The organism is Pseudomonas putida, from assembly GCF_028682475.1.
Lineage (GTDB): Bacteria > Pseudomonadota > Gammaproteobacteria > Pseudomonadales > Pseudomonadaceae > Aquipseudomonas > Aquipseudomonas putida_AG.
This window is the reverse complement of sequence record NZ_JANHLE010000030.1, coordinates 51,085-65,460: the sequence shown is the minus strand read 5'-3', so window position 1 is coordinate 65,460 and position 14,376 is coordinate 51,085. Positions and strand designations below refer to the sequence as shown.

The 14,376-nt window shown below is 63.3% G+C and carries 13 protein-coding genes and 1 riboswitch; of the genes, 1 reads left to right on the top strand and 12 read right to left on the bottom strand.

The genetic code is table 11. From position 1 onward, the window contains the following. Positions 1–11 precede the first annotated feature (11 nt). The 9 genes from NPS47_RS21115 to NPS47_RS21075 form a co-directional block, all read right to left on the bottom strand. Entirely contained in the window at positions 12–2,147 is a 2,136-nt protein-coding gene (locus NPS47_RS21115; protein ID WP_274296712.1) for a TonB-dependent receptor, read from the bottom strand. A gap of 107 nt (positions 2,148–2,254) precedes the next feature. Then, a riboswitch (cobalamin riboswitch) is annotated at positions 2,255–2,461 on the bottom strand. A gap of 110 nt (positions 2,462–2,571) precedes the next feature. Further along, positions 2,572–3,135 carry a GNAT family N-acetyltransferase gene (locus NPS47_RS21110; protein ID WP_274296711.1) on the bottom strand — a complete coding sequence of 188 codons (564 nt, stop codon included), beginning with the start codon at positions 3,133–3,135 and terminating at the stop codon, positions 2,572–2,574. A gap of 38 nt (positions 3,136–3,173) precedes the next feature. Beyond that, the gene (gene lpxO / locus NPS47_RS21105; protein WP_274296710.1) at positions 3,174–4,073 is read right to left on the bottom strand and encodes a lipid A hydroxylase LpxO; all 900 of its coding nucleotides are present in this window, start codon (positions 4,071–4,073) and stop codon (positions 3,174–3,176) included. Positions 4,074–4,253: 180 nt separating this feature from the next. Continuing rightward, positions 4,254–5,159: a MurR/RpiR family transcriptional regulator gene (locus NPS47_RS21100; protein ID WP_274296709.1), complete on the bottom strand. Its 906-nt coding sequence runs from the start codon at positions 5,157–5,159 to the stop codon at positions 4,254–4,256. Positions 5,160–5,241: 82 nt separating this feature from the next. Beyond that, positions 5,242–6,006, bottom strand: a complete 765-nt coding sequence (locus NPS47_RS21095; RefSeq protein WP_274296708.1) for an ABC transporter ATP-binding protein — start codon at positions 6,004–6,006, stop codon at positions 5,242–5,244. A 19-nt stretch (positions 6,007–6,025) separates the two neighbouring features. Continuing rightward, positions 6,026–7,138: a succinylglutamate desuccinylase/aspartoacylase family protein gene (locus NPS47_RS21090; RefSeq protein ID WP_274296707.1), complete on the bottom strand. Its 1,113-nt coding sequence runs from the start codon at positions 7,136–7,138 to the stop codon at positions 6,026–6,028. A gap of 9 nt (positions 7,139–7,147) precedes the next feature. Beyond that, on the bottom strand, positions 7,148–7,846 hold the full coding sequence (locus tag NPS47_RS21085; protein ID WP_274296706.1) for an ABC transporter permease: 699 nt from the start codon (positions 7,844–7,846) through the stop codon (positions 7,148–7,150). A gap of 13 nt (positions 7,847–7,859) precedes the next feature. Next, the gene (locus NPS47_RS21080; protein ID WP_274296705.1) at positions 7,860–8,549 is read right to left on the bottom strand and encodes an ABC transporter permease; all 690 of its coding nucleotides are present in this window, start codon (positions 8,547–8,549) and stop codon (positions 7,860–7,862) included. A gap of 24 nt (positions 8,550–8,573) precedes the next feature. Continuing rightward, complete coding sequence (locus NPS47_RS21075; RefSeq protein ID WP_274296704.1) at positions 8,574–9,350, bottom strand: ABC transporter substrate-binding protein; 777 nt, start codon at positions 9,348–9,350, stop codon at positions 8,574–8,576. Positions 9,351–9,510: 160 nt separating this feature from the next. Here NPS47_RS21075 and thpR point away from each other — a divergent pair, with 160 nt between their 5' ends. Continuing rightward, the gene (gene thpR, locus NPS47_RS21070) at positions 9,511–10,059 is read left to right on the top strand and encodes an RNA 2',3'-cyclic phosphodiesterase (protein WP_274296703.1); all 549 of its coding nucleotides are present in this window, start codon (positions 9,511–9,513) and stop codon (positions 10,057–10,059) included. A 182-nt stretch (positions 10,060–10,241) separates the two neighbouring features. Here thpR and NPS47_RS21065 read toward each other — a convergent pair whose 3' ends face one another. The 3 genes from NPS47_RS21065 to NPS47_RS21055 form a co-directional block, all read right to left on the bottom strand. Next, positions 10,242–12,683 carry a TonB-dependent siderophore receptor gene (locus NPS47_RS21065; RefSeq protein WP_274296702.1) on the bottom strand — a complete coding sequence of 814 codons (2,442 nt, stop codon included), beginning with the start codon at positions 12,681–12,683 and terminating at the stop codon, positions 10,242–10,244. A 93-nt stretch (positions 12,684–12,776) separates the two neighbouring features. Beyond that, positions 12,777–13,754 (bottom strand): FecR domain-containing protein, encoded by a 978-nt coding sequence (locus tag NPS47_RS21060; RefSeq protein WP_274296701.1) that lies wholly within the window; start codon positions 13,752–13,754, stop codon positions 12,777–12,779. Then, on the bottom strand, positions 13,751–14,257 hold the full coding sequence (locus NPS47_RS21055) for a sigma-70 family RNA polymerase sigma factor (protein ID WP_274296700.1): 507 nt from the start codon (positions 14,255–14,257) through the stop codon (positions 13,751–13,753). The genes NPS47_RS21060 and NPS47_RS21055 overlap by 4 nt, the downstream gene beginning before the upstream one ends. Positions 14,258–14,376: the final 119 nt, after the last annotated feature.

Here is a 14,376-nt window from a genome sequence, read left to right as displayed (position 1 = left end):
CGGCGTCGAACTTAGAAGCTGTAATCCACCGTCGCGAAGTACGAACGTGGCTCACCCATGATCCACTGCTCGCCACTGTGGGCGGTGGCGGCGTAGCGGCGGTCCAGCAGGTTGTTCAACTGCAGGCCCAGGCGTACATCCGGCAGCACCTGCCAGCCCAGGTTGGCATCGACCACGGTAAAACCGGGAACCGTCTGGGTATTGGCGGTGTTGGCGTAGCGCTCATCGACATAGCGCAGGCCCATGCCGGCATCCACGCCATGGCCCAGGCCTTTGTTCAGCCACAGATTGGCAGTGCGCCGCGGCACGTTGCTCGGGCGGTTGCCTGCGCGCGACAGCGACTGGCCGCCCACCGTCTGGTCGAAATCATCGTACTTGGCGCGCACCACCGAAGCGTTGGCCGAGACCTGCCACTGGTTGGCCAGGGCCAGTTCCAGGGTCGCTTCCAGGCCGTCGGAGGTCTGCTGTCCGGCCTGCTGTTTCTGGTGGGTGAGCGGGTCGTCGACCAGCAGCTTCTTCTTGACGATGTGATAAGCCGCCAGGGTCCATTCACCACGGCCGTCCCAGAACAGTTGCTTGAGGCCGAACTCGGTCTGCCTGGCTTCGGTCAGGTCGAAGTTCTGCTGGCTCGGGCTGAGGGTGACCAGGTCGCTGACGCCATCTTCGCTGGTGGAATACTGGCCATACAGCGACAGTTCATCGGTCACCGCAAACACCAGCCCGGCACGCCAGTTGCCACCGTTGAGGCTGCGGTCGGTGCGGCTGTTGTCGACCAGGTTGTCACGCTCGATGTGGTTCTGATCGCGGCGAACGCCGGTCACCAGCGACCAGCGTTCAGACAGCTGGGTGCGGTTTTCGGCGAACAGGGCAAAGGTGCGGGTGGTGCTCTGGCTTTGCGGACGGGTCGGGCTGTTGCTGTGGAAGTAACCGGGTGCCGGGTTCCACGGATCGATGAAGTCGCCGCCGATATCGTTGTACGGTGAGTTGCTGTTGATGCCGAAACGGATGCGGTTGTATTCGGCGCCGACCACGGTCTTGCTGGCCAGGCCGAACAGGGTGTGATCGAAGGTAAAACTCTGGCGGTCGCCGACCTGTTCCTGGTCGTGCTTGATCTCAAGGTAGCTGCCGCGCTGCAGCTGCCCCTGCGTGCTGTCCCAGGTGTAGTCTTCGGCGTTGCGCCAGTGCCGGCGGCTCTTGATGTAGTACAGCTGGTTGCTGGCGCTGACCGAATCGCTGAGGGTCCAGTCGGTGTTCAGGCGGCTCCACTCGTCATGGTAGCGCTGCTGGTCATCGCGCACGTTGTAGTTCTTCTTGCGCAGGCTGTCGCGGTAGTGGCCGTCGATCAGCGGCGTGCCGAAGTAGTTCATCGGCTCGGCATCGCCACGTTCGTGGGCCAGGGTGAAGCTCAGGTCGTCGCTGGCGTCAAAGCGCAGGGCGGCGCTCATGGCCAGGTTTTTCGAGTCGCCGCGATCCACCCAGCCATTGCTTTGCTGGCGGTTGAGGGTAACCCGGTAGCTCAGGCGCTCGCTCAGCGAGCCGCCGCTGTCCAGGCCCAGTTGCTGACGGTCATACGAACCGTAGCCCAGGCGCAGCCGGTTGTGAATTTCACCGGCGAAGGGCTTTTTCGGGATCACGTTGACCACCGCGCCGGTAGCACCTTCACCATAAAGCACCGAAGCCGGGCCACGGATGATGTCGATGCGCTCGACCATCCACGGATCGACCGGAAAGGTCTGGGTACCGGCGCCGGTGTACATCCGCGAGCCGTCGAACAGGGTCATCACCGAGCCGTGGCCTTCAAAACCACGGGCCGAGAGGGCGGTGTTGCCGTTGCCGGGGGTGGCCACCGAGGTGATGCCCGGCGAACGGCTGACGGCATCTTGCAGCGTGCGGTTGTTGCGGCCCTCGATCACCTCGGCACTGAGGCTGCTGGTGCTCGCCGGGGTGTCCATGGCGCTGAGGTTCAGGCGCGAACCGGCCGGCAGTGGCGTGGCCAGGCTGATTGCATCGTTGTCGCTGCTGCTGGTGATGGCCGTCGAGGGCAGGGCCAGGGTGCCGGGTTCGGCGGCGAAGGTTGGCAAGGAGAATGCCAGGCAGGGCGCCAGGGCATTGGCCGCCAGGGTATGAAGCTTGGAGTAACGGGTCATGTCGTTCCACAATCTGCTGGAAGGAATGGAGCCCGGAGGGAACAACGCATGAAGGAATTGCGCGCGCAGGCGCCCGCAAACCGGCCTGCGCCCGCCCACCGCGGGGTTGCCAAACGAAGCTTCAGGCCGGTCTCCGGGCTTGCGAGGGTCATGAAGGCCTTCACCTTCCCATGCCAGCGCACAGTGGTGTTTCGAAGGCTTCGCTCGCTTACCGTTGCGGGGGCAGCGCCGGACTAGTCACCTTGAGTGACGCACCGGCTTCCCGTTTCACCCTGCGCACGGCGGCGCAGGACACCTGAAACTGGGGCGCATCTGAACATTGAAAGTCTTTGCAGTCAATGCGTTGCAAAAGCTTCGCGGGGCAAGCCCGCTCCCACCGGGACTATTGCCATCCCCGGTGGGAGCGGGCTTGCCCCGCGATAAATCAACGACCGCGCTTGCGCGACACCACCGCCTCGATGTTCTTGCGCCCGATCAGCATGGGTTGCTGTTGCTGTGGTTGCTCCAGCCACTTGTACATCACCAGGCAATCGACCAACCCCAGGCGCGCGTGCCGATACGCCCGCGGCAAACGCCCGACCACCTCGAAGCCGAGCTTCTGCCACAAGGCCACCGCCACCTCGTTACTCGACACCACCGAGTTGAACTGCATGGCCAGAAAGCCCTGCTCACGGGCCAGACGTTGCGAGTGCTCGCACATCAACCGGGCAACACCGCGCCCACGTGCGGCGTCGCTGACCATGTAGCCGCAATTGCTCACATGATTGCCAGGGCCTGCGGCATTGGCCTTGAGGTAGTAGGAACCGAGCAGCTCGCCATCCTCTTCGGCCACCCGTGTATGCAGCGGCGCTTGCAGCCACAGTTCACGCGCCTGCTCCTGGCTCAGGGCCGGGTCGAAGGCATAGGTTTCGCGGGCCGCAACAATGGCCTGGAAGGTTGGCCAGAACTGTTCGAAGTCGGCGGCGGTCATGGGGCGGATGTGGATCATGGAAGTTCCCGGTAAGCCGTGGGTCGATGGTCGGGCTTTTAGATATAGATGAACACCAGCACCAAGGCTGCTACCACTGCCCATTTCTCCAGGTAGTAACGGGTGCGGTTGCGTTTTTTCAGGGCCTTGCCGCGTGCGCGGATCTTGTAGATGCGGGTGAACAGGCGGTTGATGCCGCCTGTCTTGTCACCGGCATCGTTCGGCGCTGCCGCGGCGGCCATGACGCTACGGCTGAACCAGCGGTTGAAGGCGCTGGCCCAGCGGTATTTGAGCGGACGCTCGACGTCGCAGAACAGGATGATGCGGTTGTGGTCGGTGTGGTTGGCGGCGTAGTGGATGTAGGTTTCGTCGAAAATCACCCCTTCGCCATCGCGCCAGGCGTAGTTTTCGCCGTCCACGCAAATGTAGCAGGCGTCGTCGTTCGGCGTGTCCAGCCCCAGGTGATAGCGGTAGGAGCCGGCATACGGGTCGCGATGGCGGACCAGTTTCGAGCCCGCTGGCAGGGTGGCGAACATCGCCGCTTTGACGCTGCCGATACCTTGCAACAGTTCGGTGGTGCGCGGGCAGAGTTTCATCGCCGAGGGGTGACTTTCGCCGTACCACTTCAGGTAGAAACGCTTCCAGCCGCTCTTGAAGAACGAGTTGAAACCGACGTCGTCGTAGTTCTGCGAACTTTTGATTTCACCGACATGCAGCAACTGCTGGGCTTCGGCGCGGATTTCCTGCCAGTTGTCCTGCAGCGGCTTGAGTTCGGGAAAGGATTCGACCGGCAGGTAGGGCTTGGCCGGGAGCTTGGAGAACAGGTAGAGGAACACGTTCACCGGCGCGAGGAAGCTTGAGTGGTCACCTAGCTGGCGGGAGATCTTGTGCCTGACGCGACCGCGAAAATGAACGTAGGCAATCGAAAAAACAAACAGTAAAACAAGAAAAATTTTCATGGGCGAATACTTGTCGATGTGGCGATGCGCCATGGCATGAGCTGGCCAGCATAAACAATCACACCCGGGGTTTGTACTAAATGTTACCGAACCGGCGCCCGACATTAGTCATAGGCGCAAAGGTTTGCGTGGGGATTTTATGAGCTGTGGGAGCGGGCTTGCCCCGCGAAAAGGTCGCGACTACTTCCTCGTAACCTTGCCACCCGGCACATGCAAATACGACATCACACTCTCGGTCAGCTCGGTCGCCAGTTTCACCGCTTCCTTGTTGCGCGCCATGACCCCGGCCACCAACCCTTCGATTAGCGCCAGCACGGCAATGTTGGAACTGGTCAGCACCGGATGATCGGCGGGGGCGAACAACACGTGGCGGGCGATCGGGGCAAGCGGCGAGGCGGGCGAGTCGGTAATCGCCAGCACCGTGGCACCGCGCTCCAGGGCAAAGCGCGACAGTTGCAGGGTGTCCTGGGAATAGCGCGGCAAGGCGATGGCCAGCAGCACGTCCTGGTCAGTGATCGCGGCCAGCCGGTAGGCCGCATTCTCGTTGCCGCCCTCCATGCTGATCGCGCACGCGTCGGCGCAGAATGGCACCAGGGTCGAAGCGGCCAGCCCGGCCAGATAGACGCTGTTGCCGAAGCCCAGGACATAAACCTTGCGGGCCGAGATCAGGCTGCTGACGAAGGCTTCGAAGGTCTCGGCCTGGTTGTTGCTGCTGGTGGTGGCCAGGTTGCTGCTGGCGCTCTGGATCTGTTCATGCAGGCCGAAATCACCGCCGGGGCGCTGGGCCAGCTCGTTGCGCAGCTTGTCTACCGGCGAAACCATCTGCTGCAGGGTCGCCACCAGCTCGGTTTTCATGCCGCTGTAGCCACCCAGATCCAGGGCCTTGGCCAGGCGATTGACCGCAGCGGGCGAGGTCGCTGTGGCCTGGGCCATCTCTTCGATGGTCAGGGTCGCAGCCTTGAGCGGATGGCGCAGGATGTAGTCGGCCACTTTACGTAACGAGGGTTGCAGTTCGCTCAGGCTCTCCGACAGTTTGCGCATGACCGGCGAGGCGTAGACGGTGGTGTTCTTCGAATTGCTTGGCATCCGGCGCACAGCTCCCTGAAAGATTGGCGGTAGTGTATCCCAAGGCACTCCCCGGCGCGTGGCCGGGGCGTGCCGCGGGCGCTTACTTGAGGCTGCCGGCGAGAAACTGCTGCAAGCGCTCGGACTGCGGCCGCGCCAGCACCTCACGCGGGTCGCCGCGCTCTTCGGCAATTCCCTGATGGAGGAACAGCAGCTGATTGGACACCTCGCGGGCAAAGCCCATCTCGTGGGTCACCACCACCATGGTCCGCCCCTCTTGCGCCAGGTCCTGCATGACTTTGAGCACCTCGCCGACCAGCTCCGGGTCGAGCGCCGAGGTCGGCTCATCGAACAGCATGACCTCCGGCTCCATGGCCAGGGCACGGGCGATCGCCACGCGCTGCTGTTCGCCACCGGACATGTGCGCCGGGTAGGCGTCACGGCGATGGCTGACGCCGACTTTATTGAGGTAGTGCTCGGCCTTGTCGCGGGCTTCCTTGCGGCTCATGCCGAGGACATGCACCGGGGCTTCCATGACGTTGTCCAGGGCGCTCATGTGCGACCACAGGTTGAAATGCTGAAAGACCATGCTCAACCGTGCACGCAGGCGTTGCAGCTGGCGCGGGTCGGCGGCGCGCAGACCACCACGCGGGCAGCTGCGCAGCTTCAGTTGCTCACCGTTGACCACGATCTGCCCGGCGTTGGGCTGCTCGAGCAGGTTGATGCAGCGCAGGAAGGTACTCTTGCCCGAGCCGCTGGAGCCGATGATGCTGATCACATCGCCGGCTTTGGCGTGCAGCGAGACGCCCTTGAGCACCTGGTGGGTGCCGTAGCTTTTGTGCAGGTCGTGAATTTCCAGTTTGTTCATCAGTCGGTACTCGGTGGTGTCAGTCGCTGAGCAAGCGACCCTGGCGAATGGGCGTGCTGCCGGCGACCTTGGCCAGCCACAAACCGGGCTGGGCAAAACGCAGGCGTTCGCGGGCGTAGAGGATGCCGTCGGTGCTGGCCCTGACGATGCTGTGGCGATCGCTGAGCGGATCGATGACCTCGAACAGCGGATCACCGACCCGGACCTGGGCGCCCAGCGGTTGCAGGTAGCTGACCACGCCGGGGTGTTCGGCATAGGCGTACTGCGCACCGGCAAACGGCGTGGCCTGGCAGCAGTGGCTGGGCGCATCCGGCCAGGCGCCACTGATCAAACCCTGCTCGGCGAGGTAGGCAAGAATCTGCTCGGCGCTGGCCTCACACGGTTCGCGTTCGGTGTCGGCCATGCCGCGCAGCTCGATGGTGGTGGCGACGCAGGCCAGCGGGATCTCGGCTGCGGGGAAGAAGTCGGGCAGTTTCACCCACGGTGCTGCGCAGGCTTCATCGAAAGCATTGCCGCCGGCGTCTTCGGCCAGCAGCGCCGCCTCGGCTCCCAGGCGCGCCGCCAGCGAGCGCAAGCGCGGCCAGTTCTGCGGCAGGGCGTAAAGCAGCATCACCGATTCGAAATCGCAGTGCAGGTCGAGCACCAGGTCAGCGTCGCACGCCTGCTGCAGAAGCAGGCGGCGCAGGCCGTCGAGCTCCGATTTCGCCGGTGGCAGCGCGGCGAGGAGGTCGAGCATGGCGCGGCGGATGGTTGCCACGTTGGCGTCACCATCGCCACCCAATTGACCTTCCAGACGCTCGACCAGCGCCTCGGTCAGTGCTGGAAAATCGCGATTGAAGTTCTTGCCGCTGTTGAATTCGAAACGGCCCTGATGGGTGGCCTGGAACATCTGGCCGATACCGATCGGATTGGCCAGCGGCACCAGCTCGATCACCCCGGTCAGCCGGCCCTGGGCTTCCAGTTCACGCAGGCGCGCCTTGAGCTCGACGGCCACGCGCATGCCCGGCAGTTCATCGGCGTGCAGTGAGGCCTGGATGTAGGCCTTGCGCGGGCCGCTACCGAAACGGAACAGGCTCAGGGTGCGCTGGGTGCCGCAGGCACTCCACGGCAGGATATGTTCAATGTGCTGCATGGAAGCTCCTTAGTGCTTGCGTGGGGCCAGGTAGGCCAGCCAGCGGCGCTCGGCCAGTTTGAACAGGCGCACCAGCATGAATGTCAGGACCAGGTAGATCAGCCCGGCGGTAATGAACGCCTCGAACGGCAGGTAGTAGCGCGCATTGAAGGTTTTCGCCGCGCCGGTGATATCGACCAGGGTGACGATCGAGGCCAGGCTGGTGGTCTGCAGCATCATCAGTACCTCATTGCTGTACTGCGGCAGGGCCCGGCGCAGGGCCGACGGCAGCAGGATGCGGCGGTACAGGGTCAGGCGGGACATGCCCATGGCGCGCGCGGCCTCGATCTCGCCCCGTGGGGTGGCGCGCAGGCTGCCGGCCAGCAACTCGGCACTGTAGGCGCTGGTGTTGATGGCGAAGGCCAGGCAGGTGCAGAAGGTCGCACTGGACAGGTACGGCCACAGCGCGCTGTGACGCACGGCTTCGAACTGGGCCAGGCCGTAGTAGATCAAAAACAGCTGCACCAGCATCGGTGTGCCGCGGATCACATAGGTGTAGAGCCAGGCCGGGTAGCGCAGCAGGCACGCACGCGAGACCCGCATCAGTGCCAGCGGCACCGCCAATACCAGGCCGCAGCCCAGGGAGATCAGCAGCACTTTCAGGGTCAGCAGAATGCCGTTCAGGTACAGCGGCAGGTTCTGCCAGATCAGGTGGTAGTCGAGCATCATCGGATTGATCCCCTCACAGCTCGGCGGCTTTGAAGCCGACCGAGTAACGTTTTTCCACCCCGCGCAACAGCACCAGCGACAGACTGGTCAGCAGCAGGTACAGCGCCGCCACAGCGAGGAAAAAAGTGAATGGCTGATGGGTGGCGTCGGCGGCGTTCTTGGCCTTGAACATCATGTCCTGCAGGCCGATCACCGAGATCAGCGCGGTGGATTTGGTCAGCACCAGCCAGTTGTTGGTGAACCCCGGGATCGCCAGGCGCACCATCTGCGGCACGCTGATCCGCCAGAACACCTGCAGGGCGCTCATGCCATAGGCCGCGCCGGCTTCGGCCTGGCCTTTGGGAATGGCCAGAAAGGCCCCGCGGAAGGTCTCCGAGAGGTACGCACCAAAGATGAAACCCATGGTGCAAATCCCGGCGATAAACGGGTTGATATCGATGTACTGCTCATAACCCAGTGCCATCGCCAGGCGATTGACCAGGTCTTGACCGCCGTAAAAAATCAGCAGAATCAGCACCAGGTCAGGAATGCCGCGCACCACCGTGGTGTAGACCTCGCCCAGCGTTGCCAGCCAGTTCAGTGGCGATAACCGGCAGGCTGCGCCGATCAGGCCCAGGCTGATGGCCAGGGCCATCGCCAGCAGCGCCAGGTTGATGGTCAGCCAGGCGCCATCGAGAATGCTCGATCCGTAGCCGTAAAGCATGATGAAAGTCCTCGCCAGCCGGGCTTACTGGCCGTAGATATCGAACGGGAAGTAGTGGCTCTGCACCTGTTGGTAGGTGCCGTTGGCGCGGATCGCGGCGATGGCGGCGTTGAGCCGGGCCAGGTTGGCGTTGTCACCCTTGCGCACGGCAATCCCGGCGCCGCGGCCGAAGTACTTAGGGTCGCTGATGTCCGGGCCGACCAATGCAAAGCCTTGACCTGCGGGCGTCTTGATAAAGCTCTCTGCGGTATTGACGATGTCGGCGAGGGTGGCGTCCAGGCGCCCGGAGGCGAGGTCGAGGAAGGCTTCGTTCTGTGAGGCATAGCGCACCACTTCGATACCGGCGGCTTCCAGCTGCTCGGTGGCGAAGCGGTCATAGGTGGAGGCGCGCTGCACCCCGACTTTCTTGCCCTTGAGGTCGACCAGCGGATCGTTGATCTGGCTGCCGGCCTTCATCGCGAACTTGCCGGGCGTGTGGTAGTACTTGTCGGTGAAATCGACCGATTTCAACCGGTCCTCAGTGATCGACATCGACGACAGCACGGCGTCGATCTTGCGCACCTTCAATGACGGAATCATCCCGTCGAACTCCTGGATCACCCACTGACACTTGACCTGCATCTGCGCGCACAAGGCATTGCCGATGTCGTAGTCGAAGCCGGCAAGCTCGCCTTGCGGGGTGCGGTAGGAGAAGGGCGGGTAAGCGGCTTCGATGCCAATGCGCAGGCTGCCTTCGTCGGCCTGGGTCAATGCGCTGCAGGCACAGAGTGCCAGGGCGCCTAGAAGTCCGGTCTTGTTCATATTGTTGACTCCGGTGGGGTGGGGCTCAGGTGCAGATAGAAATGACACGTTTTATTTCACAAATCAAATTCATGAAAATAAAAATATCATCAAGGCGACTGACGGCTACCGGCACGGGGCGTTAGACTGGGTGAGACGACGAGCGAAAAGGGGACAAGGCATGAGCCAAGGCAATCGCGAAACGGGCGAGCCCTTCAAGCGGCTGTTCTTCGCTGTGGACTGCACACCGACGCAGCGCCGGGCCATTGCCCAGTGGCGTAGCGAACTCGGTATGGACATTGGCCGCCCGGTGCCATCGGAAAATTTCCATCTGACTCTGATGTTTCTTGGGACGGCAGGCACGGCACAATTGCCGGCCATTCTCGCGGCGGCAGAGGGGGTGAAAGTTTCTGGCGAGCCACTGACCGTGACGCTTGACCGTCTGCAAGTCTGGCGCCCGGCCAAGGCCCTGGTGCTGGCACCCAGCGACACGCCGATAGCCTTGCGGCAGCTGGTCTATGCCCTGCAACAGGCGCTATTGCCCCTCGGTTTTGCCGAAGCGCCGAGAGAGTACCGACCGCACCTGACCCTGTTTCGCGACTTTCACGGCCCGGTACCGGAAGCATTGGAGGCAGCGCAGTTCAGCATGAAAGTGCGGCATTTCACCTTGTTCGAATCGCGCCGGGGACGTTACTGGCCGTTGGCGCATTGGCCATTGCACAGGGATTAGCGGGTTGCGCAGGTAGGAGCGGGCGCGACCATCCACCTGGTGGGAACAGCTGTCTGTCACTTGCCAAACTGTGGGAGCTGGCGTTGCCAGCGATGCAGACACCGCGTAACACCTGACACCGCGGCGATCTTATCGCTGGCAACGCCAGCTCCCACAGGGATTCAACCACCTTCAGAAACTGTCTAGAACTGCGGTGTGTACTTCACGGTGAACATGAAGTTGCGCGGCTCGCCAAAGTTGTTGTTGCCACTGAGCTGGTTGTAAGCCGCTACGTAGTAGCGTTTGTCGAACAGGTTTTTGCCGTTCACCGCCAGGCTCACCTCAGGCGTCAGCTGATAGGCCAGGCGCGCATCCCACACGGCATAACCCGCCACGTCGTAGGTGGACTCGTAACCCAGGGTGTGGCTTTGCGCGGTAAAACCAAGACCTGCGCTGACCTTGCTCCAGTCACCCGGCAACTGGTAGTCGCTCCACACCCGCAGCATGTGCTTGGGCGTCCAGGTACTGAAGGTCTTGCCTTCGTTCTCCGGGTCGTCCAGGTACGTGGTGGTGTTGTAGGTGTAGCCGGCAAACAGTTGCAGGCCGCTGAGCACCTCGCCGCTTATTTCGGCTTCGATGCCCTGGCTGCGTACCTTGCCGGAGGCGGTGGAGCAGTACCAGTCGTCGCAGGCAAAGCCCGAGGCCAGGTCCTGGGTCGCGCGGTTCTCCTGGTCGAAGCGGAACACGGCCAGGGAGGTATTGACCCGCCCGTCGAACAGCTCACCCTTGATGCCCATTTCGTAGTTGCTGCCGATGATCGGCTTGAGCACCGAGCCACTGACGTCACGCTCGGACTGCGGGACAAAGACGTCGGTGTAGCTGGCATACACGGCCCACTCGCGGCTCAGGTCGTAGACGATGCCAGCGTATGGGGTGACTTCGCCGGATTCGGTCATGGTGCTGGGGGCATTGACCGTGGCCGCGTGGGTGATCGCAGCGTAGTCGGTCGACTCGTAGGTTTGCTCGAACCAGCTCACGCGGGTGCCAAGTATCAGGGTCAATGGCTCGGCAAGCTTGACCCGCCAGCTGCCATACAGACCTTTTTGACGTACGTCGTAGGCACTCCCGGTACCACGGCCGTTGGCTTTGGCCAGCAGGCTGTCGTAGTCGATGTCGGGGCGCTGATGGTCGATATCGAATACGGTGTCGGTGCTTGCATTGAACGTGCGGGCGAAGAGGTCATCGGTGGTCAGCCTGGAGTAGTTGCCGCCGAGGGTGACCTCTTGTTCCAGGCCGAAGCCCTCGAAGCGACCGACCACGTTCATGTCCACACCCACTTTGGTGGAGTCGAAATCCGTCACCCAGTCGGCATAGGTCAGACCGCTGCCATCGGGCTCCAGGCCGTCGCCGGTGGATTGCACGCGCTGGTGGGCAGAGGTGTTGGTTTCGCTCATGCGCACGCCGGCGATGCGCAACTTCCAGTCGTCGTTGAAGCGGTGTTCGAGGTCGGCGTACAGGGTGGTGACGTCGATCTCCGAGTGGTTCCAGCGCGAGCCGGTAAAGGTCGAGCGGGGAACGTTCAGGGGGCGGCCGTCGGTGTAGCGCGGCAAGCCGCGCAGCATCGGCCGCGACTCGGCATCGGAGCGGCTGACCGCCAGGCCCAGGGTGGTGTCTTCGCGCAGGTCGAAGTCGAGGGCGCCGTACAGCGAGTGGGTCTTGCTCCATTTGTAGTCGATGAACGAATCGCTCTGGTCTTCATCGGCGACAAAGCGCCCGCGCACCGTACCGCTGTCGTTCAACGGACCGCCGGCGTCCAGCTGCAGGCCGTAGTGATCCCAACTGCCGGCCTTGCCGGTGACGGTCACGGTCGGCGCGCTCTGGCCGCGTTTACGTACCAGGTTGACCGCGCCACCCGGGCTGCCGGTGCCTTGCAGCAGGCCCGAGGCACCGCGCAGGACTTCCATGCGGTCGAAGAAAATCAGGTCTTGGGTGGCCCAGTTGCCCAGTGAATAGGTGTTGCGCGGGATCGGTACGCCGTCGTACTGCCAGTCATCGATCTGAAAACCGCGCGAATAGATGATCAAGCCTGGGCCCACGCCCTGCAGGCCGACCAGGCCGGTGGTCCTGTTGACGGCGTCCTTGAGATCGACGATGTCCTGATCGTCCATCTGCTTGCGGGTCATGACCGAGACCGATTGCGGGATTTCCTTCAGCGTGTGGCTGCCCTTGCCGATGGTGATTGCCCGTGCGGCGTAGGAGCCCGAACCCTCGGTGGTGGCGTCCAGGTTGCTGTCATTGATGCTGGTGGCGCCCAGCTCCAGGGCATCGCCGGCATCGACGGCCGGGAACACACTGAAATTACCCTGATCAGTCACCAGCAACTGCAGGCCGCTGCCGGCCAAGGCCGTTTGCATCGCCTGCACGGCACTCATGTGACCGGTGACTGCCGGCGCCTGCTTGCCCTGCACCAGCGCTGGGTCCAGGGAGACGATATGCCCGCTCTGGCTGGCGATGGCATTGAGGGTGCTGGCCAGGCTGGCGGCGGGCAGGTTGAACGACAGGGTCTGTTCCTGGGCCGCTGCGCCAGCGGCAAGGCTGGCCATGGCGACGGCCACAGGAAGGGCGTGGGACCAAGGGTTGAGCACGGAATACTCCTGATGAAATAGGGGTGTCAGGAGATAGGTGCGACGAGAAATGAAAACCGGACACAAATACGATTGATTTTCATAAGTATTTTTTCAAGATGGATTTTTCGCCCGGATCAAGGTCAGCCACGGGCTGTAGTGCTCGACCCGTACCGGCAGGGTTTCGGCCAGGGCGGCGAAGGCGCGTTGCGGTTCGTCGAGGGGAAAAACCCCCTGCACCCGTAGCCCGCGGACCTCAGGTTCGACCCGGACAAAGCCGCGGTAGTAGGGGCGCAGCGCTTCGACCACCGCTTCCAGGGAATCATTCAGCACATTCAGGCGGCCGTTGAGCCAGTCGGCGCGGTGGCGCTGGTCATCGTTCAGCGCTTCGATGCGCTGCGGGTGGAGCAGGGCAGCACGGCCTTCCGGGATGTCCAGCTCGGCGCCATTGGCCAGTCGTGCCTGCACGGAATGTTCAAGCACCACCACGCGGGTGGCCTGCGCTTCCTGGCTGACCAGAAAGCGCGTGCCCAAGGCGCGCACGTCGCCCTGGGCACTGCGCACGCGCAACGGGCGCGCCGGATCGGCGGCGACCTGAATCAGCAAGCTGCCCTGACGCAGGATCAGCAAGCGTTGCTGCGCGTCGAATTGCAGGTCGACCGCGCTGCCGGCATCGAGGCTCAGGCGGCTGCCGTCGGCCAGGGTGAAGCTGCGCCGCTCGCCGCGTCCGGTGCGCATATCGGCCAGCAGTGCTTCGCCCATCTGGCTGCGCGCACCCAGCCACAGGCCGCCGCCGAGCACGCTGATGGCGGCAATGCTGCGCAACAGATCGCGGCGCGACGTCGTCGGTTGCAGCAACACCCGCCGCGCTTCCCCGGCCTGGCCCGGGGCCCGGCGATCGAGGCTGCGCACTGTCTGACAGGCACCGCCGAGGCGCTCTTGCAAGCGCTGCCAGGCCTGGGCGTGGCTGGGGTCGCTGGCAAGCCAGAGGTCGAACTGCGCCTGCAGCGCAGCATCGGTATTGCCGGCGCTCAAGCGCACCATCCAGTCGATGGCGCCTTCGGCGGCAGGGTCCAGGCGCGGCTGCTTCATGGCGCCAGCTCGCTCAGGTAGCACTGCTGCAAGGCCTGTTTCATGTAGCGACTGACCGTGCGCTCGGACAGCTCGAGCTTGCGCGCGATGTCCACATAGCTCAGCCCGTCCAGCTGGCTGTAGAGAAAGGTGGCCTTGACGATCAGCGGCAAACCGTCGAGTACCTGGTCGATGGTCACCAGCGCTTCGATCAGCAGCAGCTGTTCTTCCGGGGAGGGCGCCAGCGCTTCGGGCAGTGCCGACAGGCGTTCAAGGTACGCCAGCTCCAGTTGCCGGCGACGGTGGCGGTCGAAGATCAGGCGGCGGGCGATGGTCGAGAGGTAGGCGCGCGGCTGCTGGATGCTTTCCGGGTCGACCCGGGCCGCGAGCATCTGGCAGAAGGTTTCGGCGGCGGTGTCTTCGGCGTCGGCACGGTTGCGCAGGCGCTTGTGGATATGCTGCAGCAGCCAGCGGTGATGGTCGCTGAAAAAGAAGCCCAGTTTGCGGGTCGACGGGTTTTGCACCGGTGGCTGTCCAGACGTTAGTGAAAATCGTTCTCAATGCTACCTGTCTCTTGTCTGACAGCGCAATTGTTCGATTCACACAACGGCAAAGGGGCCGTAGTGGCGGCCCCTCGGGTGGT